This is a genomic window from Streptomyces sp. KM273126, from assembly GCF_004337435.2.
GTDB lineage: Bacteria > Actinomycetota > Actinomycetes > Streptomycetales > Streptomycetaceae > Streptomyces > Streptomyces acidicola.
The window spans coordinates 1,326,018-1,350,210 of the sequence record NZ_SJXB02000001.1; the positions used below are offsets into that span (position 1 = coordinate 1,326,018).

At 70.3% G+C, this 24,193-nt stretch carries 20 protein-coding genes; 8 read left to right on the top strand and 12 right to left on the bottom strand.

Annotated elements, in window-relative coordinates; all coding sequences use genetic code 11:
* The first annotated feature begins 87 nt into the window (after window positions 1–87).
* Both E0500_RS05695 and E0500_RS05700 read left to right on the top strand, forming a co-directional pair.
* Window positions 88–1,053, top strand: a complete 966-nt coding sequence (locus E0500_RS05695) for an ArsR family transcriptional regulator (protein ID WP_131560724.1) — start codon at window positions 88–90, stop codon at window positions 1,051–1,053.
* Between the two features lie 139 nt (window positions 1,054–1,192).
* Window positions 1,193–1,720, top strand: a complete 528-nt coding sequence (locus E0500_RS05700) for a glutathione peroxidase (RefSeq protein WP_131560722.1) — start codon at window positions 1,193–1,195, stop codon at window positions 1,718–1,720.
* A gap of 66 nt (window positions 1,721–1,786) precedes the next feature.
* Here the strand turns inward: E0500_RS05700 and E0500_RS05705 are convergent, their stop codons facing one another.
* From E0500_RS05705 to E0500_RS05720, 4 genes are all read right to left on the bottom strand, one after another.
* Complete coding sequence (locus tag E0500_RS05705; protein ID WP_131560773.1) at window positions 1,787–2,902, bottom strand: ADP-ribosylglycohydrolase family protein; 1,116 nt, start codon at window positions 2,900–2,902, stop codon at window positions 1,787–1,789.
* Window positions 2,903–3,133: 231 nt separating this feature from the next.
* Complete coding sequence (locus tag E0500_RS05710) at window positions 3,134–3,334, bottom strand: DUF397 domain-containing protein (protein WP_131560720.1); 201 nt, start codon at window positions 3,332–3,334, stop codon at window positions 3,134–3,136.
* A gap of 285 nt (window positions 3,335–3,619) precedes the next feature.
* Window positions 3,620–4,474 (bottom strand): helix-turn-helix transcriptional regulator, encoded by an 855-nt coding sequence (locus E0500_RS05715; protein WP_131560718.1) that lies wholly within the window; start codon window positions 4,472–4,474, stop codon window positions 3,620–3,622.
* Between the two features lie 562 nt (window positions 4,475–5,036).
* Complete coding sequence (locus E0500_RS05720) at window positions 5,037–5,792, bottom strand: GPP34 family phosphoprotein (RefSeq protein WP_131560716.1); 756 nt, start codon at window positions 5,790–5,792, stop codon at window positions 5,037–5,039.
* A gap of 498 nt (window positions 5,793–6,290) precedes the next feature.
* On the opposite strand from E0500_RS05720, the gene E0500_RS05725 reads away from it, so the two are divergent.
* Complete coding sequence (locus E0500_RS05725) at window positions 6,291–8,708, top strand: D-alanyl-D-alanine carboxypeptidase (protein ID WP_309504968.1); 2,418 nt, start codon at window positions 6,291–6,293, stop codon at window positions 8,706–8,708.
* Between the two features lie 174 nt (window positions 8,709–8,882).
* On the top strand, window positions 8,883–10,823 hold the full coding sequence (locus tag E0500_RS05730) for an MFS transporter (protein ID WP_131560712.1): 1,941 nt from the start codon (window positions 8,883–8,885) through the stop codon (window positions 10,821–10,823).
* Between the two features lie 283 nt (window positions 10,824–11,106).
* On the opposite strand, the gene E0500_RS05735 is transcribed toward E0500_RS05730, so the two are convergent.
* Window positions 11,107–12,666 carry a sodium:solute symporter family protein gene (locus E0500_RS05735; protein ID WP_131560711.1) on the bottom strand — a complete coding sequence of 520 codons (1,560 nt, stop codon included), beginning with the start codon at window positions 12,664–12,666 and terminating at the stop codon, window positions 11,107–11,109.
* A gap of 277 nt (window positions 12,667–12,943) precedes the next feature.
* Entirely contained in the window at window positions 12,944–13,729 is a 786-nt protein-coding gene (locus E0500_RS05740) for an SDR family oxidoreductase (RefSeq protein WP_131560709.1), read from the bottom strand.
* Window positions 13,730–13,865: 136 nt separating this feature from the next.
* On the opposite strand from E0500_RS05740, the gene E0500_RS05745 reads away from it, so the two are divergent.
* The gene (locus tag E0500_RS05745) at window positions 13,866–14,705 is read left to right on the top strand and encodes a hypothetical protein (protein WP_131560707.1); all 840 of its coding nucleotides are present in this window, start codon (window positions 13,866–13,868) and stop codon (window positions 14,703–14,705) included.
* Here E0500_RS05745 and E0500_RS05750 read toward each other — a convergent pair.
* From E0500_RS05750 to E0500_RS05770, 5 genes are all read right to left on the bottom strand, one after another.
* Window positions 14,662–17,367, bottom strand: coding sequence for a tetratricopeptide repeat protein (locus E0500_RS05750; protein WP_309504969.1), 2,706 nt, complete (start codon window positions 17,365–17,367; stop codon window positions 14,662–14,664). The genes E0500_RS05745 and E0500_RS05750 overlap by 44 nt on opposite strands.
* A 92-nt stretch (window positions 17,368–17,459) precedes the next feature.
* Entirely contained in the window at window positions 17,460–17,720 is a 261-nt protein-coding gene (locus E0500_RS05755; protein WP_131560705.1) for a hypothetical protein, read from the bottom strand.
* A complete protein-coding gene (locus E0500_RS05760) occupies window positions 17,717–18,064 on the bottom strand; it encodes a DUF6247 family protein (protein WP_131560703.1) in 348 nt (115 codons plus the stop codon). The genes E0500_RS05755 and E0500_RS05760 overlap by 4 nt, the downstream gene beginning before the upstream one ends.
* A 102-nt stretch (window positions 18,065–18,166) precedes the next feature.
* Window positions 18,167–19,021 (bottom strand): helix-turn-helix domain-containing protein, encoded by an 855-nt coding sequence (locus E0500_RS05765; RefSeq protein WP_131560701.1) that lies wholly within the window; start codon window positions 19,019–19,021, stop codon window positions 18,167–18,169.
* A gap of 258 nt (window positions 19,022–19,279) precedes the next feature.
* The gene (locus E0500_RS05770) at window positions 19,280–19,729 is read right to left on the bottom strand and encodes an ATP-binding protein (RefSeq protein ID WP_165935288.1); all 450 of its coding nucleotides are present in this window, start codon (window positions 19,727–19,729) and stop codon (window positions 19,280–19,282) included.
* Window positions 19,730–19,834: 105 nt separating this feature from the next.
* On the opposite strand from E0500_RS05770, the gene E0500_RS05775 reads away from it, so the two are divergent.
* From E0500_RS05775 to E0500_RS05785, 3 genes are all read left to right on the top strand, one after another.
* Window positions 19,835–20,647 (top strand): helix-turn-helix transcriptional regulator, encoded by an 813-nt coding sequence (locus tag E0500_RS05775; RefSeq protein WP_131572326.1) that lies wholly within the window; start codon window positions 19,835–19,837, stop codon window positions 20,645–20,647.
* Complete coding sequence (locus tag E0500_RS05780) at window positions 20,644–20,844, top strand: DUF397 domain-containing protein (RefSeq protein ID WP_131572327.1); 201 nt, start codon at window positions 20,644–20,646, stop codon at window positions 20,842–20,844. Before E0500_RS05775 ends, E0500_RS05780 begins: the two co-directional genes overlap by 4 nt.
* Before the next feature lie 86 nt (window positions 20,845–20,930).
* On the top strand, window positions 20,931–21,410 hold the full coding sequence (locus tag E0500_RS05785; protein WP_181587212.1) for a DUF2165 domain-containing protein: 480 nt from the start codon (window positions 20,931–20,933) through the stop codon (window positions 21,408–21,410).
* A 65-nt stretch (window positions 21,411–21,475) separates the two neighbouring features.
* On the opposite strand, the gene E0500_RS05790 is transcribed toward E0500_RS05785, so the two are convergent.
* Entirely contained in the window at window positions 21,476–24,061 is a 2,586-nt protein-coding gene (locus tag E0500_RS05790) for a bifunctional FO biosynthesis protein CofGH (protein ID WP_131568237.1), read from the bottom strand.
* Window positions 24,062–24,193: the final 132 nt, after the last annotated feature.

Genomic DNA, 24,193 nt, shown 5'->3' on the forward strand with positions numbered 1-24,193 from the left:
GATCGGGCGGCCGCCCGGCCGGTGGTTAATGTTTCGCACAGCAGCGAAACCTCGGCAAGGCGCAATCCGGGTGGAGGGAGAGGTGGCATGGGCTGGTGGCAGGTCAACGCCGACACCCTCGCCGGCAGCCGGTTCGTCGTCTCACCGCTGGCCGAGACCTTCGCGAGCCTGAAGGTGCTGCACGCGGGAGAGGGAGCGCACCCCGGCGAGCTGGCGTGGCTCACCGAGCATCTGCCCGCCTACCGGCGGCGGCTGTCCGACGACCCCGTCACCGCGCTGCTCGTACGCTCCGGGCTCGGGCGCGCGTGGATCGCCGACTTCCTCACGCCCACCCCGGGGGAGGGCGCCACCTTCGCCGAGGAGATCGCCCGGGTACGCGACACCGCCCCCGCCACGGCTCGCGACGACCTGACCCTCTCCCTCACCGGCCCTCTCCCTGCCCGCCTCCAGCGCGACGACCTCCCCCAACGCGCTGCCGAGCTCCTGGAGTTCGTATGGGAGGAGACCGTACGGCCGTACTGGGACCGGCGTCGACGCGTCCTCGAAGCCGATGTACTCGCCCGGACCGCCCAGTTGGGCCAGGGCGGGTGGGCCGCGGTGCTCGACGCGCTGCGGCCGGGCATGCGGTGGCTCGGCGGGGACCGGCTGCAGGTCAATCTGCACGCGAACCCGCCGCGTGAGATCTCGGGCGCCGAACTGCTCTTCGTGCCCGTCACTCCGCAGCGGCACGGCTGGGTTTCCTGGGACGAGGGCGAGCGGTACGCCGTCGTCTACCCCTGCGCGGGCGTGCTCACCGACGGACCGGTCACCTCCGTGCCCGCCGGCCTCGGCACACTCCTCGGCGACGCGCGGGCCCGCATACTCGTCCTGCTGGACTCCCCCATGAGTACGACCCAGTTGGTGGCCCTGACCGGGCAGGGACTCGGGTCCGTCGGACGGCATCTGCGGGTGCTGCTCGACGCGCGGTTGGTGCGGAGGCGGCGGGCGGGACGGTCCGTCCTGTACTACCGGTCCGCGGCGGGTGACGTGCTCGTGACGGCGCAGCGGGGCTGAGGAGCGGGCGTGCGAGACCGGTGGCGAGGAACGGACGGGTGAGGCCGGCCGCCAGGAACGGACGGGTGAGACCGCGGCCGTGGCGCATGTGACCAGGGCACCCCGTCTGCGGTACGCCTGCCGGAGTTAGCATCCGCTCATGACTGCTGACAACGCTGCTGACAACACCGCTGGGACCCCGAGCTCCGTGCTCGGCATCGAGATCGGGGCGCTGCAGGGCGGCGCCGCGGACCTCGGCCAGTACCGGGGCAAGGCCGTCCTCGTCGTGAACGTGGCCTCCAAGTGCGGGCTGACACCGCAGTACGCGGGCCTGGAGCGGCTGCACGAGCGGTACGCCGACCAGGGCTTCACCGTGCTCGGGGTGCCGTGCAACCAGTTCCTCGGGCAGGAGCCGGGCTCGTCGGAGGAGATCGCGGAGTTCTGCTCGGCGACGTACGGCGTGACCTTCCCGATGACGGAGAAGGTCGAGGTGAACGGCGAGGGGCGCCACCCGCTGTACGCGGGACTCGTGGACCACGCCGACGCCGAGGGCCACACCGGTGACATCCGGTGGAACTTCGAGAAGTTCCTCATCGGCCGGGACGGCTCGGTCGTCGCCCGATTCTCGCCGCAGACCGAGCCGGAGGCGGCGCAGCTCGTGGCGGCGGTGGAGAGCGCCATCGGCTGAAGCGGTTCGCCGCCCTGTGGTGTGCGACACCCGAATTAGTCCGGTGTGCGACCCGGGCAGTGCGTCTCAGGCCCTCGGGTACCGGGTCAGCCACCCAGGAGACGCCCCGCCCGGGCCGTGCAGTGCCGGACCCTGGGTCATCTCCATCGCGAAGTCGTCCGCGAGGACGAGCATCGTGGGGCGGCCCTCCAGCTCGGCCAGCCAGGCCGGCGGGAGGGCCGTCTCGCCATGGAGGGCACCGAGCAGCCCGCCGGTGAGCACCCCCGCGGCCCCGGAGGGCCCACCGTGGTTCACCGCGAGGCACAGCCCGTGCCGCATGTCCTCGCCCACCAGCGCGCAGTACACGGCCACCGCGAGCGCCCCGTCCGCCGTACCGTCCCCGGCGAGTTCCTCGACCCGGGTCGGCGAGGGCATGCCCTGCCGTACGGCGCCGAGGGCCTGCTGGAGGGCGGCGGTGACCGGCTCGTGGCCGGGCCGGGCGGCAAGGAGCACCAGCGCCTGCTGGACGGCCGCGTCCAGGCTGTCCCCGCGCGCCAGCGCGTGCACGATCGCGGCGTACGCCCCCGCCGTGAGGTACGCCCTCGGATGCCCATGGGTCTGCGCCGCGCACTCCACGGCGAGCTGCACCACAAGCTGTGACTCCCAGCCGACGAGGAGCCCGAAGGGTGCCGATCGGGCGGCGGCCTCCGGCCCCGGTTCGCCGGGGTTCTTGGGCGCGTCCAGCGTGCCCATGGTCGCGTCGCCGAAGCCCAGCAGACAGGCGAGGGAGGGGTCGCGGCGGGCGTACAGCCACTCCTCGCGGGCCAGCCACCCGTCGTCCTTGCGTCTCTCGTCGGGCCCCCAGTCCCGTTGCGTCGCCGCCCATCTGAGGTACGCCCGGTGCAGGTCCGTCGGCGGATGCCAGGCGCCCGTGTCACGGCGCACCTGGGCCCGTATCAGCCCGTCCACGGTGAAGAGGGCGAGCTGCGTGAGACCGGTGACCGCGCCGCGCCTGCCGTACGCGGGCACCAGGTCGACGAGCCCCTCCGCCCCGTGCTCCGCGCGGATCTCCTCCAGGGTGAGCGCGTCGATCGGCGCGGCCAGCGCGTCCCCGACAGCCGCCCCGAGGAGCGTCCCGCGCACCCGGCTGCGAAAGTCCTGCTGTTCGGCCCGCCCCCACATGGCCCCGGCGTTCGCCACCACCACGCCCTCCCTCCGTCGTCCGCGCTGAGCACTGTAATCGAACGGGAACGGCCGGTTCTGGGCCCGGATCGGAATGTGATGTGCCGTTCTCGTGACGAGCTGAACGATCCCGCCCCGGTGGGCATCCAGCGGGCCCCGAACAAGGCCGAACCCCCTCGGCCGGGACGGCGGGCCAGTCGAGAGGGCTCTTTCGGTGTTGCCTGTGAAGTTGTGATCGGGACGGTGCGAGGGTCAGAACGATCCCCGGCTCACACCTGCCACGAAGGAGTTCCACGCGGTTGCGGGGAACGCGAGGGTGGGGCCCACGGCGACCTTGGAGTCGCGGACGGCCAGAGTCGCGGTGACGGGGGATTTGACCTCTACACAGGCGCCGTTGCCGGCGGAGTACGAGGATTTCGTCCACTCGAAGGTGGCGCCCTGACGGATTGCCATGTTTGCTCCGGTCTTGTCGAGTTGCTGAAACCGTCCCGCGATCCTGGTCCGGGATGCGCGGTTCGGTTCACGCCAACGTTGTTGCTGTCGGTGGCGTGATCGACGCTACTCGCCAACATCGATGAACGAAGCGACTATTCACTCGACCGGGTGACATATACCACCTGTGTCTTCCGCTGCCGGATGCCACAGGTGTATCATTGTGCGCTTTTTGTCGCCGATCGCCTCAGTGGAGCCGCTCCCACCCGTCCGGTCAGGTCCGCCCCGGAGCGGAGCGTGTGAACCTCAGCGGGCGTATTCCTTCGCGATGTCCGCGATGAACTGGCGTGACTGTTCGGCGTTCAGGGCCTGGGCGCGGAGGTGTTCGTACATGACGCTGTACTTCTGGACGTCGTGGGCCTTCTCCAGATAGAGGTCGCTGGTGACGCCCTCGATGTAGACCACGCTCGAATCCGCCGCGTCGGGGAACTCCAGGATCGCGTACTGGCCGTTGAGACCAGGATGCGCACCCATGTCGAAGGGCAGGATCTGGACGGTGACGTGCGGGCGCTGGGCCTGCTCGACGAGTCGCTCCAACTGCTCACGCATGATCAGACGGCTGCCGACGACCCGGCGGAGGGCGGCCTCGTCGACCACCGCCCACAGGCGCAGGGGCTCGTCGGCGGAGATACGTTCCTGTCTGCGCAGCCGGACCTGGACCCGTTTCTCCACATCGGTCGTCGGGGTCTCCGGCAGGGCGCCCTGGATGAGGGCCTCGGCGTAGGCGGGGGTCTGGAGCAGGCCGGGGACGACCTGGGGCTCGTACACCCTGAGCGAGGCGGCGTCCGTCTCCAGACCGATGTACACGCTGTAGGGGATGTCGCCGAAGGCGTGCCACCAGCCCTGCTGGCGGGAGTCCTTGGCCATCTGCATCAGCGAGTCGACGACCCGGTGGTCCTCGACCTCGTACACCCCGCACAGATCGCGGACGTCACGCTGACTGATGCTGCGGCGGCCGTTCTCCAGGCGGCTGATCTTCGACTGCGAGACCAGCAGGCGCTCGGCGACCTCCTCGGCCGTCATGCCCTTGAGCTCGCGGAGCCGACGCAGCTCCTGGCCCAGGCGGCGTCGCCTGACGGTGGGATTGACATTGGACGCCACGGGACGTGCACCTCCGGCTACGGGCCTCACACTTTGAGTATCTGCTGCTGAGCAGATTGCCACCAAGGTGCTTACTACCGCTGGGAAACACCGGATATGCGCCGTACACACGCCAGTTCGGGGCCGTACGCCCCCGGCGGCGACATCCAGCCGAATTCGGCTGGGTGTTCGGCCAAGTATACGGCCGGACATGCGGCCGGGCACGCGACCGTGCGTACGGCTGAACATGTGGGCCGTACATGCGGTCGCGCGGGGCGGTGAGGCCGTGGCGCCGCCCGGACGGATCGTCCGGGACGGACTGCGTACGACCTCACACGCCCCGCGCGAACCGGCGGCTCCCGAACGGGTCTTCAGGCCAGGCCCACGTCACGGCTCGTCATGGCGCTGACGTGCTGCGTGCCGGTGCGGTACCGCGTGGCGGTGCGGTACTGCGTCGTGGTGCCTGCTCGTGCGTTTCCGCACGTGCGCGTGGTGCTGTTGTGGTGCTTGTTCGCGATGCTCCGGTGCCGGTGGTACTCGCCTCGGCACTGTTGCCGCTGTTGGCGCTGTCGCGGACCGCGGCTCAGTGGGCCACGACTCGCGCCATGGAACCGCGGCGCGGCTGCATCGGAACGCCCCTGGCGGGCTCCTGCCCCGCCCCGCCCCCGGCGGGCGCCGGACGGCCGGCCGGTGCCGGGCTACGGCGCGGCTGCGCCGCCACACCGTTCTGGACGTCCATCACGGCGTGCGCCACGAGGCCGCCCATGGGGTCGTGCCGGATCAGATCCCGGAGGCGGGAGCGGGAGGACCGCCCCTCGTTCCCGGGATACAGGTGCTTGCCGAGACCGACCGCATGGGCCAGCGCGGCGAGCGCGGCCGTCCGCGGGTCCGGCGGCACGCCCGTCCGGATCGCGGAATCCAGCCGGGACCTGATCTCCCGGCTGATGGCCGTGTCCGTCGCCTGATAGCGCGTCGTCGGCAGCACCCCGCACATCTGGCCCGCCACGGCATGCACCATGCCGCACCGCTCCAGATGCGAGAGATAGGTCTGGCGAAGCCCCAGCCGGGGTCCGCCAATCCAGTGGACTGCCCGCACCGGAGCGCCGCGCCTTCGCAACAACTCCAACGCGGAGTCCAGAGTTGGATCTCCAGTCGGCCGTGGCGCCACCACGGCGATACGATCCCCGTCTGGGGCTATCCGTCCGGCCAGCGCCAGCTCTACTAGCTGCGCTCCGGCCAGACCAAGGTCGAGCGACTGCGGCTGTGCAGTGGTACCCGTGGTCGGGTCCAATGCCAGCAACAGAAGCTCCTCCGGAAGTGTTCTGCGGCTCCTGCCCATCCATGCCTCCCCGCGTGGATGAATGACAGGGTGACCCCTCTCACATTGGTCTGTCGAGGGTGCGTGACCGGTTCGTAGTGGAACCAGTAGGTATGTCGTTCTCGTCTACGGCTTGAGGCAAGCCCGCACACAGGACACTGGTACATGGTTCGGACAGCGGTCCAGGGCAGTGTCCGGGCGGGGTTCACGGTTCGGAAGGGCGCTCGTTCCGGCAGTGGGGCGGCGCAGGAGGAGGCATCGGTGGCGGGCGAGTCCCCCGACAGGTCGAAGCGGTACGAGTCGTCGACTGGGTCGACGCCGGGATGGGGGTCCCCCCGCGGTGGGGGTCCCTCCCGCTCGAGCGAAGTCGAGAGTGGGGGAGAAGCCGAGAGTGGGGGAAGGTCCAGGGTTCCGGAACCGGGGGCCACGAGCGCGCCGGGCGCGGCCGCGGGGGCGAAGGCGGCTGCGGGTGCGGCCTCGGCCGATCCGCGGCTGGCGGTGGCCCAGGAGAAGGCTCCCGTGGCGGGGGCGGCGTCCGCTTCTGCGGCGGTGGGTGTGGACCAGGCGACCGCCGTGTTCTCGCGCCGGAATCTGGAGGAGGCCGAGCGCGCGCCGGGGTCGTCGGGAGGCTCGGCCGTCGGTGACCGTGACGGTGACGATGACGGTGAGGGCGAGGGCAAGAGCCCGAAGGCCGCTGAGGGCGCCGACGCGGGCTCCGGGAGCTCGGGGGCCTCCGGGGGCTCCGGAGACGACGACAAGCCGGAGAGCAAGCACGAGGCCGCCACGGAGCACGAGCCGGAGGCGGAGACGGAGACCCGGTCCGAGGCGGAGGGCGAGTCCGAGGCCGAGGGCGAGCGCCGCTCGGAGACGGACTCCGGGGCCGAGGACGCCGCGGAGAGCGACGGCGACGGTACGGCCGGTACGGCGGGCGGAAAGGCCGAGACCGAGGCCGACGAGCCCAAGGGCGACACCAAGGCCGAGAAGCCCCGGGCGGACGCCCAGAGCGCCTCCTCGGACGCCTCGGACCCCGAGCCGGCCGCCAAGGTGGCCTCCAAGGCGGACGCCCCGGACAAGGACGCCGACGGCGACGGCGACGGCGACGCGGACTCCGAGTCCAAGTCCGGTTCCGAGTCCAAGCCCGAGCCCGAGTCCAAGTCCAAGTCCAAGCCAGACTCCAAGCCCAAGCCGGGCTCCGACTCCGACTCCGACGGCGGATCGGACAAGGCGGACACCCCCGAACCCCCGGTCGACCAGCCCACCGCCGTCTTCACCGTGCGGCCGCCCGCCGTGGACCAGCCCACGACCATGCTCAAGCTGGGCGGCGACACGAAGCCGAAGGGCTCGCGGGACTCGAAGGACGAGCCCGAGCCCGCGGACAAGCCGGCAGCCAAGGCCACCGACAAGCCCGAGCCGAAGTCCGAGGCCAAGCCCGGCCCGAAGCCCGAGCCGAAGTCCGGCCCGAAGCCCGAGCCGAAGTCCGACTCGGAGTCCGAGCGCACCAGCAAGTTCGTGGCCCTCAAGCCGCTCGACGAGCCGAGGCCCCCGAAGCCCGCCAAGGCGCCCCCCGCGCCTCCGGGGACGGTCCCCGCGGACGCCACCGCCGCCATCCCGCAGATCGGCCCCGAGCACACCGCACAGCAGCCCCTGCCCCCCAAGCCGCCGATCGACCTGCTGGCCGAGCTGACGAACACCCCGCCGCCTCCGCCGTCCCCGATCCGGACGATCGTCCGGCGGGTCAAGATCTGGACCCCACTGGCCGTTCTGCTGGTGATCGTCTTTGCGGTCGTACAGGCCGTACGCCCTCTGCCGACGCCCACCCTCGCGCTGACGGCCGACCAGACGTACCGTTTCGAGGGCGACAAGATCTCGCTGCCCTGGCCGGCCGAGGGCCAGGGCGCGATGGCCGTGACCGGCATCGGCACGATGGACGGCTTCGGTGAGCAGACGGCCGTGCCGATCGGCTCGGTCGCCAAGGCGATGACCGCGTACGTCATCCTCAAGGAGCACCCCCTGAAGGTGGGCGCCAAGGGGCCGTCCGTCCCGGTCGACGCGCTCGCCGAGAAGGAGGGCGGCTACAGCGACGACGGCGAATCCACGCTCAACACCGTCAAGGAGGGCGACAAGCTCTCCCTTCAGGACGCCATAGCGGCCATCATGATTCCGTCCGCGAACAACATCGCGCGGCTGCTGGCCCGTTGGGACTCGGGCGGTTCCGAGGAGGAGTTCGTCAAGAAGATGAACGCCGCCGCCAAGGACCTCGGAATGACCAACACCGAGTACACCGACCCGTCCGGTCTGAAGGAGACGACCGTCTCCACCGCCGAGGACCAGGTCAAGCTCGGCAACGAGCTGGTGAAGATGCAGGCCCTGACGGACCTCACCAGGCTGCCCAGCTGGAAGGACCCCTCCGGCAAGGAGTGGCGCAACTACAACACGCTCGTCCCCTACGACAACGCCATCGGCATCAAGACCGGTTCGACCACCAAGGCCGGCGGCAACCTGCTGTTCGCGGCCACCAAGGAGGTCGGCGGCGAGACCGTGATCGTCGTCGGCGCGATCCTCGGCCAGCACACGGCGCCGATCATCGACACCGTCAACGCGGTCAGCAAGACCGCGATGGTCGCCGCGCAGGGCGCGTTGACCAGCGACAAGATCCTCAAGAAGGGTGACGTCGTCGGGTACGTCGACGACGGGCTCGGCGGTCGCACGCCGGTCGTCGCCACCAAGGACGTCGACGCGGTGGGCTGGGCCGGGCAGACGGTCAAGCTGGCGCTGTCCGACAACGGTACGACCATCCCGAACCAGGCGCGGGCCGGAACCAAGGTGGGTGCGCTCACCGTTGGAGACGGTAAGGGCGACGCCGTCGAGGTGCCCGTCGCGCTCCAGTCGGACCTCGCCGAGCCCGGCCTCGGCAGCAAGCTGACCCGCGTGGGCTGACCGCCCCCGCGACAGCACCGCACCCCGTCGGTGGAGCAGCGCCCGTCGACCATCGGGCGCTCACCGACGGGGTGCGTGCTAGCGTCGCGAGACCGGCAGGTCGCAGGCCGCGCGACCGACCGGAGACCAACGAGAAACGGGACATGTCCAGAGGGACACGGGGAGTGCGTTCAGGTGGCGACAGCGGAGCGGACACACGCCGACGACGCCGATCCGGAACGGGGCACCGGCCCGCGAATACCAGCACCCTCCCGCGGCGCCGCTCGTGAGAAGACCACCGGAGCCGCCGAGGCGCCTACCGGAGCCGCTGAGACGACCACCGGAGCCGACGAGACGACCACCGGCACCAGCGGCGAGGCCCATCCGGCCGGTGCGACGGGCCTGACCCGCCCGGTGGGCCTGACCCGCCTGACCCGCGTCCTCCGCCACCCGGTCACCCTCATCACGGCCCTCTCCGCCCTCCTCCACCTCGTCTGGTTCTTCACGTTCGCGAACAGCGGTGGGGATCTGGCGGCGCAGGACGCGTGGGCGGAGTTCGTCGGCCGGCACCCGGACTCGGCCTACAACCTGGCCTGGTACGGCGGCATGCACCCGGTGTCGTACAGCGTGGTGTCCCCGTACCTGATGTCGGTCCTCGGCGTCCGTACGACGATGATGATCGCCGGGACGGTCTCGGCGGGCCTGCTGACGATGATCCTGATGCGTAGCAGGGCGGTGCGGCAGCCGCTGTGGCCCGCGCTGGCCGGGGTGTTCGCGCTGCTGTGCAACGCGGCGTCGGGACGGGTCACCTTCGGGCTGGGCACGTTGTTCGCGCTGGGCGCGACCGCGGTCGTGTTCTGCTGGCCGTACCGCTGGCGCTACAAGCGCTGGGCGAAGGCCCTGTGCGCGGCGCCGCTGGCCGCGCTGGCGACCATGGCGTCGCCTGTGGCCGGCCTGTTCGTGGGACTGGTGGCGGTGGCGCTGTTCCTGCAGAAACGGCGTCCCGGTGCGTGGGCGCTGGGTCTGGCGCCCGCGGCGGTGGTGGCGCTGTCGGCCTGGCTGTTCCCGTTCTCGGGCACGCAGCCGATGTCGATCGGATCGGCGTCCCTGCCTTTCCTCTTCGCGTTGTCCGTCTACGTCCTGGTCCCCAAGGACTGGACGACGGTACGGATCACATCGGCGGTGTACGGGCTCTCCGTGCTCCTCGTCTGGCTGATCAGCTCGCAGATCGGGTCCAACATCACCCGGCTGTCGATGCTGTTCGCGGGTGTGGCGCTGCTGGCCGCGCTGCCCTTCGCGGTGCCGCGTTCCCGTAAGTGGTACGCCACGGTGATCGCCTTCCTCGGTTTCACGACGTGGATCGGCTTCAAGACGGTGGACGACGTCGTCCACACGACACCGGCGGCGTCGTGGGCCCGAGAGCTGGCGCCCCTGGTGAACGAGCTCCAGGTGGTGGGCGCCGAGAAGGGCCGCGTGGAGGTGGTCCCGGCGCGTTCGCACCGTGAGGCCTCGGCCCTGGCGCCGTATGTGAACCTGGCACGCGGCTGGAACCGGCAGGCGGACATGGAGCGCAACCCGCTCTTCTACGACGACACTCTCAACTCAGCGAACTACCACGACTGGCTGAAGCGGTGGGCCGTCCACTACGTCGTCCTGCCGAAGGACGAGCCGGACGGCGACGGCGGCGAGCGGGAGCGGGAGCTGGTCCAGCGGGGCCTGCCGTATCTGAAACAGATCTGGGGCGATGCGAACTGGCAGTTGTTCTCGGTGACGGATCCGACGCAGCTGGCCGAGCCGGACGCCGTGGTCGACCGGGCCGCCCAGGGGGAGATGACGCTCCGGGTCAGCAAGGCGGGTCGTTTCCTGATCCGGATTCCGTACTCGCCGTGGCTGAGTCTGGTCGACGCGGAGGGCAAGAGCCTTCAGGGGCCGCAGGAGACGGAGGAGTCGAAGCGGCGGGAGGACGATGCCGTGCCGAAGACGTACGACAACGTCAACGGTTGCCTCATGGAGGCGGAGGAGGACGCGTTCGGCGACAAGTGGACCGAGCTTCTGGCGCCCGCGCCGGGTACGTATCGCCTCGCGGCGCCGTATCAGCTGCCGCGGGGCACGCCGTGTCCGGAGGAACTCCGCTGAGGGCTGCGGGCAGGCAACGGGGTCGACGGCGCCCGGCGGGCTGTGCTCGCCCCCGCCGCCCCTACCCGTCCCATCCCAGGGGCTCAGCCCCTTCGACCCCGCCAAGGGGGCTCCGCCCCCTGGACCCCCGCTCCTCAAACGCCGGAGGGGCTGGATTGTGTCGGCCTGGGCTGAGAGTTTCAGCCGAGGCCAGGCACCACCAGCCCGTCCGGCGCTTGAGGACGAGGCCGTTCAGGCCGATGCGGGGGTCTGGGGGCGGCAGCCCCCAGGGAAGGGGGGTCCCTCAGACACCCGACGGACTCGACGCGTCCTTCGACCCCGGCGGCGCCGCCGCGGCAGCGGCCCCGTCGCCGTCCGAGTTGATCTGCTCGATGATCGCCAGCCGCTCCGGCGTGTCCTCGGGCTTGAGGAAGCCGATGAGGATGTACAGGACGAGGGACACGGCCAGCGGGATGGACACCTGGTACTGGAGGGGGACGCCGCCGTCGATGTTCCAGCTGATCGGGTAGTTGACCAGCCAGAAGGCGAACAGTCCGCAGGCCCAGCTGGTCAGTGCCGCCGTAGGACCGGAGCGGCGGAACGGACGGAGCAGGCCCAGCATCATGGGAATGGCCATCGGACCCATCAGGCCCGCGACCCACTTGATCACGACCGTGATGATGTCCTTGAACGTCGGCGAGTTGACCTGGGTCGCCGCCGCCATGGACAGCCCCAGGAAGACGACCGTCGAGACCCGGGCCGCGATCAGCCCCGAGCGCTGGCTCCACGCCCGCGCCTTCGCCGAGAGCACGGGTGCGCAGTCCCGTGTGAAGACGGCGGCGATGGCGTTGGCGTCGGAGGAGCACATGGCCATCGTGTGGGAGAAGAAGCCGACGATGACGAGGCCCAGCAGGCCGTGCGGGAGGAGCTGTTCGGTCATCAGGGCGTACGAGTCCGACCCGTCCGGCTTCTGCGACTCCACCAGCAGCGGCGACATCCACATGGGGAAGAACAGGACCAGCGGCCAGACCAGCCACAGGATCGCCGACAGCCGCGCCGAGCGCTCGGCCTCCCGCGGAGTCGCCGTGGCCATGTAGCGCTGGGCCTGGTTGAGCATGCCGCCGTTGTACTCGAAGAGCTTGATGAAGAGGAAGGCGAGCAGGAAGACCGTCCCGTACGGACCGACCAGCGGCTTGCCGTGGCCTTGCAGCGCCGGTTCGTCCCAGACGCCGAAGAAGCCGCCGTAGTCACCGAGTTTGGCGACGACAGCGACGAACATCGCGATGCCCGCGAGGAGTTGGATGACGAACTGGCCCAGCTCCGTCAGCGCGTCCGCCCACAGGCCGCCGATCGTGCAGTAGATCGCCGTGATGCCGCCGGTGATGAGGATGCCCTGGTTGAGCGAGATACCGGTGAAGACGGACAGCAGGGTGGCGATCGCCGCCCACTTCGCGCCGACGTCGACGATCTTCAGCAGCATCCCGGACCAGGCGAGCGCCTGTTGCGTGGGCAGGTTGTAACGGTTCTTCAGGTACTCCAGCGGGGACGCCACGTGCAGCCGGGAACGTAACCGGTTGATGCGCGGGGCGAACAGCTTCGACCCGATCGCGATGCCCAGCGCGATCGGGAAGGACCAGGTGACGAAGGACGTGACGCCGTAGGTGTAGGCGATGCCCGCGTAACCGGTGAACATGACCGCGCTGTAACCCGACATGTGGTGCGAGATGCCGGACAGCCACCAGGGCATCTTCCCGCCGGCTGTGAAGAAGTCACTGACGTTGTCGACCCGCTTGTGCGACCAGATACCGATCGCGACCATCACGCCGAAGTAGCCGATGAGCACGGCCCAGTCGAGACCGTTCATGTGCTCCCTCCCGGGAATCCGCCCTGTCAACTGTGCTGTCGTGCAGTGCTGTTGTGCAGGGCACTTCGCCGGAACAGGCCAAATGCGCAGGCCAGAGCAGGCCACACCAGCCGCGTGCATGCCAAGGCGGCCGCGAAGTGCCCGCTCATCCTGAAATCGGGGGCACTTCGACGGCAACGGCCCGAACAGTCAAGAGGCGGTAAAAAGGTTCTACGAGGTGACCTCCGTTCACATCCTTGACCCATTTGACCGTCACCCCATGCGATCCGGTCACGGCCTACCGCATCACCTCACCCGCATTGACCAGCAACGACTGCCCGGTGATGGCCCTGGCGCGGTCCGATGCCAGGAATACCACCGCATCTGCCACATCTCCGTCCGTAGCCAGCTCGGGCAGCGCCATCCGCCCGCTCAGCCGTTTCAGCACCTCCGCCTCCGGCACGCCCTCGGTGTGCGCGGTGAACTGGACGTACGCCTCCACGGGCGGCCCCCACATCCAGCCCGGCTGCACGGTGTTGACCCGTATCCGGTGCGGGCCCACCTCCCGCGCCAGCGAGTACATGGCACTGGTCAGCGCCCCCTTCGACGCCGCGTACGCCGCCTGCCGCACCTGCGAGGGGGCGGCCACCGACGACTGCGTCCCGATGATGACGACGGAGCCGCCCCGCTCCTTCAGCGCCGGCAGACAGGCCCGCGTCATCCGCAGCGTCCCCAGCAGGTTGACGTCGACGACCGACTGCCAGGTCGTGAAGTCGGCATCCTCCACTCCGCCGAAGTAGCTGTCCCAGGCCGCCACGTGCACCACGGCGTCGATCCCCCCGAACCGCTCCCGCGCGAGCCCCGCGAGCGCCTCGCACTGCGCTTCGTCGGTGATGTCGGTCGCGCGGTACGCCGTATGAGCACCGTCCGGATCGAGCTCGGCCGCGGCCTTCGCGAGGTTCGCCTCCGTACGAGCCCCCAGTACGGCATTGCCCCCGTCCCGTACGACCGCGGCGGCGACCCGCCGCCCGAGCCCGGCCCCGACCCCCGAGACCACGACGGTCTTCCGCTCCAGCAGTGACATGGGCGCCTCCCGGACTCTGGCGGATTGACTGACGGCCCGTCAGATTAGGTGGGTACGGCCACGCACGGAAGGCATCGCGCGGAAGGCTTCGCACGGAAGGCTTCACACGGAAGGCTTCGCACGGAAGGGGAGCAGCATGTCCCAGGAGACCCGCAGCGAGGTGTACGCGGAACTGGCGGCCGTCGGGCCGTACGGCGTCCACCCCGGCCACGCCCTGATCACCATGGTCGAACCGCATCCGGGCCACGAGTACGCCTACAACCGTTGGTACGAGGACGATCACTACTACGCAGGCGCGATGGCGATGCCCTGGATGTACGCGGGCCGCCGCTGGGTGGCGACCAGGGACCTCCAACTCCTGCGCTACCCCGAGAAGTCGGCGGTGGCGCAGCCGGTCACCGCGGGCTGCTACATCACCGTGTACTGGGTGACCGCGGGTCGCTACGACGACCACATGAAGTGGACGGTCGCCATCAACAAGCGCCTCAACCGCGACGCCCGCGTCCACCAGAACCGTACCCACGTCTTCACGGCCTTCCAGGACCACGAGGCGACGGTCTACCGCGACGGCGCCTCCGGCCCGCGCGACTTCCACGCCCTCGACCACCCGTACGCGGGCCTGGTGGTGGAGGTCATCGACGCGGACGGCCCGGCGGAACGGGACGAGTTGCTGGAGTGGTTGCGCTCCCGCCACCTGCCCAGGCGGCTCGCGGGCTCCCCGGCCGCCATGGTCACCCTCTTCCGGCCGGTCCCGCTCCCCCTCGACCGCATGTCGTACGTCAAGCAGGTCGAGGGCGCCGACACGCGGCTCACGCTGCTGTGGTTCCTGGAGGCGGATCCACGGGAGTGCTGGGAGGAGCACTTCACGGGGCTCGACGAGGCCGTGACCGAAGCGGGCCTCGGGAGGGTCGAGTTGGTGGCGCCGTTCATTCCTACGGTGCCGGGGACGGACCGGTATGTCGACCGTCTCCGGTGACGGAGTGGTTGTGCGCCCGGGTGTGGGTCTCCTGGACGAAGGGGTCGTCGGGGCGCAGGCTCAGGGCACGGTCCGCGTCGTCCTGCGCACGGGCCGGGTCGCCCAGTTCCAGGTGGACGAGTGCCCGTCGACTCAGGGCCCAGGCGTAGTGCGGCTTGAGCTCCACCGCCCGGTCCAGATCCGCGAGTGCCTCCTCGTGACGGCCCAGGGCGGCCCGTGAGACGGCGCGGCTCGCGTAGGCCGACGCGTAGGCGGGGTCGAGGTCGAGGGCTCGGTCGTAGTCGGTGAGAGCGGCCTGGTGGTGCCCGGCGGAGCGGAGGGCGTCGCCGCGCTCGCACAGGCCCCAGGCCCAGTCCGGCTGCAGGGCGACGGCGCGGTCCAGGTCCTCCATCTGGCGCGTGGGCTCCCCGAGGTCGCGCAGCAACCGGGCCCTGCGCACCAGCGCCCACGCGTAGTCGGGCTCCAGCTCCAGTGCCCGGTCGAGGTCCGCGAGCGCCCGGTCGAGGTCGCCCAGGCGCAGCCACGTCGCTCCTCGGGAGGCCCAGGTGAACTCCCGGGCCGGGTCGAGCCGGATCGCCCTGTCGAGGTCGGCCAGCGCCTCGTCGTGCTGCCCCAGGATCCGGTGGTACTCGCCTCGCGTGGACAGGCTCCGGGCGTGGTCCGGCTCCCGTTCCAGCGCGCGGTCCAGGGCATCGATCGCCGTCCGGTAGTCGCCCAGGTCGGCGTGTGCGAGGGCCTTGCCACGGTGGGCGCGAGCGAGGTCGGGGGCGAGAGTGAGGGCCCGGTCGTACTCCGCGAGTGCCCGCTGGTACGCGCCGGAGCCGCGCAGGGCCTTGCCGCGCGCCACATGGGCCAGGGCCAGGGTGCGGTCGTCCAGGTCGACCCTGTCGTACTCGATGCGTTCCTCGGGTGCTGCTGGTGCCGCCGGTCCGTGCATGCTCCCGCGTTCTTGCTCTTCAGCCATCCAGTCGAAGGTCGAGCGGTGTGCTTCGGGCGGTGGCAGTTCGCCGGCCTGCACCAGCAGCAGTTCGAGTGCGGCGGCCTCACGTCCCCGTTCGAGCGCCCCGGCGAGCCCGTCCGCCCAGTCCCGCAGCCCCTGGGCCCCCGCGTCCTCCCCCGCGTCCCGCAGCAGCCCCACCCACCGCCGGGCCACGTCCTCGCCCTGGTCGCAGGCCACGACGAAGTCCCGCAGGACGTCGGCCGGCGCGGTCCGCAGCCCGGCGCACAACCGGTGGTACGACTCCTCCAGCCTCAGCCGTCGCCACCACTCGTCCGTCCAGGCCGCCTCTTCGCCGCCGAGCTCCGTCTCGATCTCGGCCCGCCACTGCCCGAGGGCCTGGGCGAGGCGACGGTGCCGGGCGATCCACTGGCGCGGGGACCGGTGCCGCTGCAACCGCAGCATGGGGGCCCGTACGAGGTCGTGGTACTTCACCCGGTCCCCGCGATCACTCACGAAGGGCAGCCCGCGCAGCCACTCGAAGTACGTCTCGGTTTCGTCGTCCGCGCACCGCACAGCGACCTGGACGATGTCGGCGTCCAACTGCCGGGGGAACGCGCAGGCCAGTGCCGCTGCCCGGCGCACAGGGTCCTGTTCCCACTTCAGGAAGCGGTCCACGGCGGTCACGCTCGGGTCCCCGACGTCGTCCACGTCCACCGGCCGGGCCTGCGCGAGCGTCGACACAAGGACCGGAAGCCCGCCCGTGAGCCGGAGCACCTCCGCCACGACCGGCTCGGCCACCACTCCCCTGTCCGCGAGCAGCCCGCGTGCCTCCGCCTCCGTGAAGGGCCCCAGCGGCAGGTCGGTCACGAAGTCGGCGACGTCACTCCAGCGAACCGTGTCGAGGGGGTACTGGCCGGAGGTGACGACGACCAGGTTGTCCGGGACCTCCCCGTACCGGTCGGTCGCCAGCACATCGTGCAGCCAGCGGTCGAGGACGGGACCCGTGCGCTCGTACGTGTCGAGGAACAGGACGATCCAGGGAACATCGGCGGCGGCCTCCCGCACCTCCCTCAACAGCACCGGCGTCAGCACCTGCTCGGGCTCCCGGACCAGCCGGGCGTCCTCCTGGTTGCGGAAGCGGGTGCCGATCCCGGTGCGCATCTGGTCGACGCCCCGGGCGAGTTGGGCGGCGTCCACGCCGGCACTGGCCAGCGGACCGACGACCGGCACGTACCCCAGCGCCGCCGTCGCCACCCGCGCGACAGCCGTACTGCCCGCCGAGGGCTCCGCCTGCGGGTCGGGCACGGCGGCGAGGGCGGCGACCTCGGCCTCGTACCGCCGCTCACGGTGTACGGCCAGCAGCCTGTCCAGCTCCTTGAACCGGTGCCCTTGCGCCGCGCACTGAGCGCTGATCGCCCCCAGGACCTCGGGCACGCTGCCCACGGCCTCGTCGGCGTACGCGGTCAGCGCCCCGCGGTCACGGGCGATCTGCTCCAACTCCCGTACCAGGAAGGTCTTTCCGACCCCTGCGTTCCCGTGCACATGGAACAGGAACCATGCGGCCCCGGCGTCGGGCGCGAGATCGAGGTTGTCGCGGAACGCGGCACGCTCGGCGTCCCGCCCGACGAAGGCCTGCCGTCTGCGCTGCTGAATCAGCTGCCGCCTCGACGACCGCACCCGCGCCATGTGTTCCTCCGCCTCTCCGCCGGGCCGTCGCTCCACCGGCCACCAGTCTGGCCCAAGGCATTGAACATCAGGTGGGGTTGGGTCCGCCTTCTCATCAGGGCAGCCGACAGTCGGCAGCCTCAAGGGATTCAGCCGTACCAAGTGACGTTGCAGACGTAGACGCACTCGTGCCTCGGCACTGGGAGGAAGCTGATGAAGCCGCGGCCGCCGAGGAAGTCGAACTCACGCAGACCGCCCTCCCTGTCGAGGGGCCTGCCGACGCGAACGGAGTCATGCCCAAGGACGGCCAACTCGGTGGCGAGCCGCTCGACCTCCGCGACGACTCCCGGCGGCAATCCATCGGTGACGTACTCGGCGCTCGGGTTGTAGTCCCAGGACCAGTCGGTCACAGCCCTGCCTCGGCTTCGGCCGCTTCCCGGATCGCGCGGATCTCGGTGATGGCCTCGGAGGGGTCCTGTTCACCCGCGTCCACGATCCGCTCCAGCTCGCGCAGGCGCTCGGCACGCGCCGGATGACGTTCGATCGCGATGAACACGGCCCACGAGTGCACGAACGCGCGCAGCGGCGCGAGGCTCTGCGCCTGCTGTGCGTTCGTCGTGGCCTCGAACAGGTGTTGCGTGAGTGCCGGAATCCGGCTCGGTGCGATCCGGGCGACTGCGGCGCGCAGCGCGTCCGGGGTGAGCTCAGGCATAGGGATCAGCGGTCCGTACGGGCCGTCGCTCTGAGCACTCACGGTGACCTCCGGTGCTGGTGGGTCGCTCCTCGTACGGTACCGGTGGAGGGTTCGGTGTGGCGCGGGGACGGCACGGGCCGCATGAGTCGCTCGTGGCATGCCTCACGCCACCGCCAGCTCAGCGGCACGGCAGTCGCGGCAGCGGCCCGGCCGGGCGGCCCGGAATGCACGGTCGCACCCGTCGCAGTTCTGGAAGGGGTCGGGGCGGGCCGCCTCCGGTGCGTGCTCGAAGGGCGGGGGCAGGAGCGCGGAGAGGCGGTGGGCCACGAAGCCCGCCGGATGGCGCACACCTTCCGGTGGCAGCCCGGCCGCGAGCGTTCGCTGTACGTCGTCGGGGGCGACGCCCCGCGCCAGCCAGACGGCAACAGCCGGGCTGAGGCGACGTACATCGCGCTCGGCGAGGTGGAGGCGGGGGTCAACGGCGCGCAGCCCCGCCAGTACGTTTCGCGCAGCACGGTGGACAGGCAGGTCAGGGGTGTCCGGGACGGGTAGCGGTGCGGCAGGGGCCGGTTGTTCCGGCTCCTTGGGTTCTGGGGCCGCTTCGCGGCGGGGTGCGGGGGCCACCCGGGTCGTACGGGCGGTACGGGCGGTACGGATCACGTCTGTCCGGGGTTTGTTGTACGAAGTCGTGCGCGTCACGATCTGCCCTGACGGGAGGCGCTCCCTGGTGCGGGACAGATAGCCGTGCTTCTCCAGCTCCCGCAGGCCCGAGGCGATCCGCGTCTCCCCCTCGGGGAACTTCGCCGCCAGGACCTTGATGCCGACGAGGCTTCCGGTCGGGAGTGACTGGATGTGGACCGCGAGACCGATGGCGGTCAGCGACAGGTCGGGATGCTGGGCCAGATGGTTTCCGACGACAGTGAACTGTTCGTCGTGGCGTTCGTCCAAGTGATCAACTCCGAGACGAGAACGGACGGAACGGGGGCGCACGTGCGCGCTAAGGTGCTGCTCAGTCATCGGGAAGTCTTGCCTTCCTCGGTGGTCAGGCCCTCGTCCGGGATGGCAGTCCCGGCGGGGGCCGTTTCCGTGTGCGGTTGTCTGTCAGGTCTGAGGCTGCCCGATCAGATCACGAACGCGCCAGCGCGATCGGTCGCGATCACCCGACCGAGTGATCGCGATGCTCGGGTGCCCGGGGGTTCGGTGAGTGACGGGCTGGGTGGGGCGGGGTGGGTTCTTTCCCCGGTTCTTTCTTCTTTGCCGTCGGGCCCGGCCGGGTCACTGAACCCTGCGATCCGGCCCCGACATCTCGGCCCACACCGTCTTGCAGCCCGCCGGCGCCTCGTCGACGCCCCAGCGGTCGACGTACGCCGTCACGAGCAACAGACCACGGCCCGATTCGGCGTCCGCCGTGGCCGGGTCGGGGTTGCGAGGGAGCCGGTCTCCGCGAGCGTCGGTCACCTCGATACGGAGGGGGCCAGCCGGGTCGAGCCTGAGCGCGAGCCGGAAGTCCCGCCCCGGAACCCGCCCGTGGAACACGGCATTTGAGGCGAGCTCCGCCACGACCAGCACCGCCTCATCCGCGAAGGGCACGCCCCAGTCGGCGAGTTGGCGTTCCGCGAGCAGACGGGCCAGTCGAGCGCCCCTTCGAGTGGCGGACAACTGGACAACGGAGAGGTACGCCTTGCTGGGGACTTGGCGAAGTGTTTCTTGGTTCACGTCACTCAGCGTGGCCCGTCCGTTCCTACGCTGAACAGCAACGACTCCAGTACGGAGCGTGACTGTCCGGTTGTGCCTCGGGGTCGTACAGCTCGTACGCCGGAAGGGGCAAAGGTGGAGGACGAAGAGGCCGCGGCCGTTCTCAGGACGGTCGGCCGTCAGATCAAGATGTGGCGGGAAGCCGCCGGACTGACGCAGCCGGAGCTCGGTTCGGCGATCGGGTACGGCGGGGAGATGGTCTCGCCAGTGGAGCGCGGGCGGAGGAGTCCGAAGCCTGATTTCCTGGACAACGCCGATGACGTGCTCGGGGCGGGCGGGAAGCTCTCCGTGATGAAGGAGGACGTAGAGAAGGCTCAGTATCCGAAGAAGGTACGGGATCTGGCGAAGTTGGAGGACGAGGCCGTCGAACTCGGCGCCTACGCCGCCCTCCACATCCACGGACTGCTGCAGACACCGGAGTACGCACGGGCGTTGTACGAGATGCGGCGGCCCGCGTACACGGAGGAGGAGGTCGACCGTCTCGTCGTCGCGCGCATGGCGAGGAAGGCCGTCTTCGAGCGTGTGCCACGCCCGCTGCTCACCTTTGTCCAGGAAGAGGTGACGCTACGGCGGCCCGTCGGGGGCAGAATGGTGTTGCGGCAGCAGCTCGAACACCTGCTGGAGATGAGCAAGTTGCGGCATGTCTCGATCCAGGTGATGCCCATGGACCGTGAGGATCACGCGGGCATGATGGGCTCGATCCAGGTGCTGAAACTCCGGGCGGGCAAGACACTTGGCCACACGGAGGGTCAGCTGTACAGCCGAGTGATCAGTGATCCCCGGGACGTCCAGATCCTGGAGATGCGCTATGGAATGATCCGCGCGCAGGCTCTCTCACCCCGGGAGTCCGTCGCCTTCATCGAGAAGATCCAGGGAGAGGAAACATGACTTCCACGCTGGAGTGGTTCAAGAGCAGCTACAGCGGCAACGACGGCCCTGAGTGCGTCGAGGTCGCCATAGCCCACGCCACCGCCCTCACCACCGTCCACGTCCGCGACTCCAAGGACAGGGACGGCGCGCGGCTCGCGTTCGCGGAGGGTGCGTGGGCCCAGTTCGTGACGTTCACGGGGCACCGCAACCTTTAGAAAATTACTTGGGGTTGATCGGCCCTGGATGGTCATAGTCCAAGCATGACCACTACACAGGCACCTCATACGAACCAGAGCTCCCGATCCACCCTCCTCCCCTCGCCGCCACCCTCCTCACCGCGACGGTCGCCCTCTACATCACCCTCGTCGCGTTCAGCAACATCACGGACTTCGGTACCAATCAGGCGTTCGTCCGGCACGTTCTCGCGATGGACACGACGTTCAAGGACGAGGACCTGATGTGGCGGGCGATCGAGTCGCGGGCGCTTCAGGACGCGGCGTACGTCGCCATCATCGCGTGGGAGACCGTCGCCGCAGTCGTCCTCATCTTCGCCACGTACCTGTGGGTGCGCCGTGACCAGCACCGCGCCCGGCGCGTCTCGACGCTCGGGTTGCTGATGCTCATGCTGCTGTTCGGCGCCGGGTTCATAGGCATCGGCGGTGAGTGGTTCGTGATGTGGCAGTCGGGGGACTGGAACGGGCTGGACGCGGCCATGCGGGTCTTCACTCTGAGCGGTGTCGTTCTGCTGGTCGTCCATCTTCCGGGTACGGCCGAGCGGTAGCCGAGCGGAAACCGACCGGTACGTGCGGGGGCGCCCCCTTCAACCGACGAGGGCGCCCCCAACCGTCAGTCCAGCACCGGCAGCAACTCCGGCAGATGCCCGTCCGACTCCGCCGCCGCCCGCTGCCGTTCCTCCGGGACCTCCCCGTACAGCGTCGTGCGCGGCTTCGCCGGGCGTCCCGCCGCGTCCGCCACCGCGATCAGGTCCTTGACGGACTTGTACGAGCCGTATGACGAGCCCGCCATCCGGGAGATGGTCTCCTCCATCAGTGTGCCGCCGACGTCGTTGGCGCCGGAGCGGAGCATCTCGGCGGCGCCCTCGGTGCCGAGTTTCACCCAGCTGGTCTGGATGTTGGGGATGTGCGGGTGCAGGAGGAGGCGGGCCATGGCCGTGACCGCGCGGTTGTCGCGGGTCGTCGGGCCGGGGCGGGCGATCCCCGCCAGATACACCGGCGCGTTCGTGTGGATGAACGGGAGCGTCACGAACTCCGTGAAGCCGCCGGTCTGTTGCTGGATGCGGGCGAGGGTGCGGAGGTGGCCGAGCCAGTGGCGGGGCTGGTCGACATGGCCGTACATCATCGTCGAACTCGACCGGATGCCCAGCTCATGCGCCGTCGTCACCACCTCGATCCAGGTCGCCGTGGGCAGCTTGCCCTTCGTCAGGACCCACCTCACCTCGTCGTCCAGGATCTCGGCGGCCGTGCCGGGGATGGAGTCCAGGCCGGCCTCCTTGGCGGCGGTCAGCCACTCGCGGATCGACATGCCGGTGCGCGTGGCGCCGTTCACGACCTCCATGGGGGAGAAGGCGTGCACGTGCATCCCGGGGACGCGGGACTTGACCGCCTTCGCGATGTCGAAGTACGCCGTGCCGGGCAGGTCCGGGTGGATGCCGCCCTGCATGCACACCTCGACCGCGCCCACGTCCCAGGCCTGTTGCGCACGGTCCGCGACCTGGTCCAGCGACAGGGTGTAGGCGTCGGCGTCCGTCCGGCGCTGTGCGAAGGCGCAGAAACGGCAGCCGGTGTAGCAGACGTTGGTGAAGTTGATGTTGCGGGTGACGATGTAGGTCACCTCGTCGCCGACCACCGACTTCCGTACGTCGTCGGCCACCCGGCACAGGGCGTCCAGCGCGGTGCCGTCCGCGTGCAGCAGGGCCAGGGCCTCGTCGTCGGTGAGGCGGGTCGGATCGTCGGCCGCGGTGCGCAGGGCCTCGCGGACGTCGGTGTCGATGCGCTCCGGCGCCATGCCGGGGGCGGCCGCCTCGCGGAGGGCCTCCCAGTCGCCGTACACCTCGTCGAAGTCGTCGCGGCGGTCGGAGGTGCGGCCCTCGGTGTCGATCGTGGTGTGGAGGTCCGTGCGGCCCGAGGGCTGGAACGCCTCCTCGGGTTCCTGCCACGGGTGGCCCTCCACGGGTGCGTCCGGGAGGGCCAGGCCCGTCGCCGGGTCCGCGAGGGCGCGTACGTGCGGCAGGAGCCGGGGGTCGAGCCAGGGCTCGCCTCGGGTCACGAACTCCGGGTAGACGCAGAGACGTTCCTCCAGTGCGAAGCCCGCCGCCGCCGACTGCTGGGCGAGTTCCTCGATCTGCGGCCAGGGGCGCTCGGGGTTCACATGGTCGATGGTGAGCGGGGAGACTCCGCCCCAGTCGTCGATTCCGGCGCCGATGAGACGTCCGTACTCGCTGTCGACGAGGTTCGGTGGGGCCTGGAGGCAGGCGCTCGGGCCCATGATGTGCCGGGCCACCGCGACCGTGGCGACGAGTTCGTCCAGCTCCGCGTCCGGCATGCCGCGCATCGCGGTGTCCGGCTTGGCGCGGAAGTTCTGGATGATCAGCTCCTGGATGCCGTGGTAGGCGCGGGCGACGCGGCGCAGCGCGAAGAGGGACTCGGCCCTCTCCTCGTACGTCTCACCGATGCCGATGAGAATCCCCGACGTGAAGGGGACCGAGGAGCGGCCGGCGTCCTCCAGCACCCGCAGTCGTACGGCCGGTTCCTTGTCCGGGGAGCCGTGGTGGGGGCCGCCGGGCTCGGACCACAGACGGGTCGCGGTCGTCTCCAGCATCATGCCCATGGAGGGGGCCACCGGCTTGAGGCGCTGGAAGTCGGTCCAGGTCATGACGCCCGGGTTGAGGTGCGGGAGCAGCCCCGTCTCCTCCAGGATGCGGATGGAGATGGCCCGGACGTAGGCGATCGTGTCGTCGTAGCCGTGCGCGTCGAGCCACTCGCGGGCCTCCGGCCAGCGGTCCTCGGGTTTGTCGCCGAGGGTGATCAGGGCTTCCTTGCAGCCGAGCGCGGCGCCCTTGCGGGCGATGTCGAGGACCTCGTCCGGGGACATGAACATCCCGTGGCCGGCCCGGCGCAGCTTGCCGGGGACGGTGACGAAGGTGCAGTAGTGGCACTTGTCGCGGCACAGGCGGGTCAGAGGGATGAAGACGCTCTTCGAGTACGTGATGACGCCGGGACGGCCGGCCGCCGCGAGTCCCGCGTCGCGCACTCGGGCCGCCGACGCGGTGAGCTCCTCCAGGTCGGCGCCACGGGCCTGGAGGAGGACGGCCGCCTCGGTGACGTCGAGTGCGACGCCGTCACGGGCACGTTTGAGGGCGCGACGCATGGAGTTCTCGGTCGGGCCGGTCCCTGGGGTCGCGGAAGTCGTCATCCTTCGAGCATACGGTCGCGGTGATCAGCCCAAACAGGGCCGCCCGGGCGGGTGAGGGTATGTCTTGCCCGTGGGTCCGTGTCGCCGCAGCACCGGTCGTGAACCCCTGGGATCGACCGCGCCGCTTCCGCG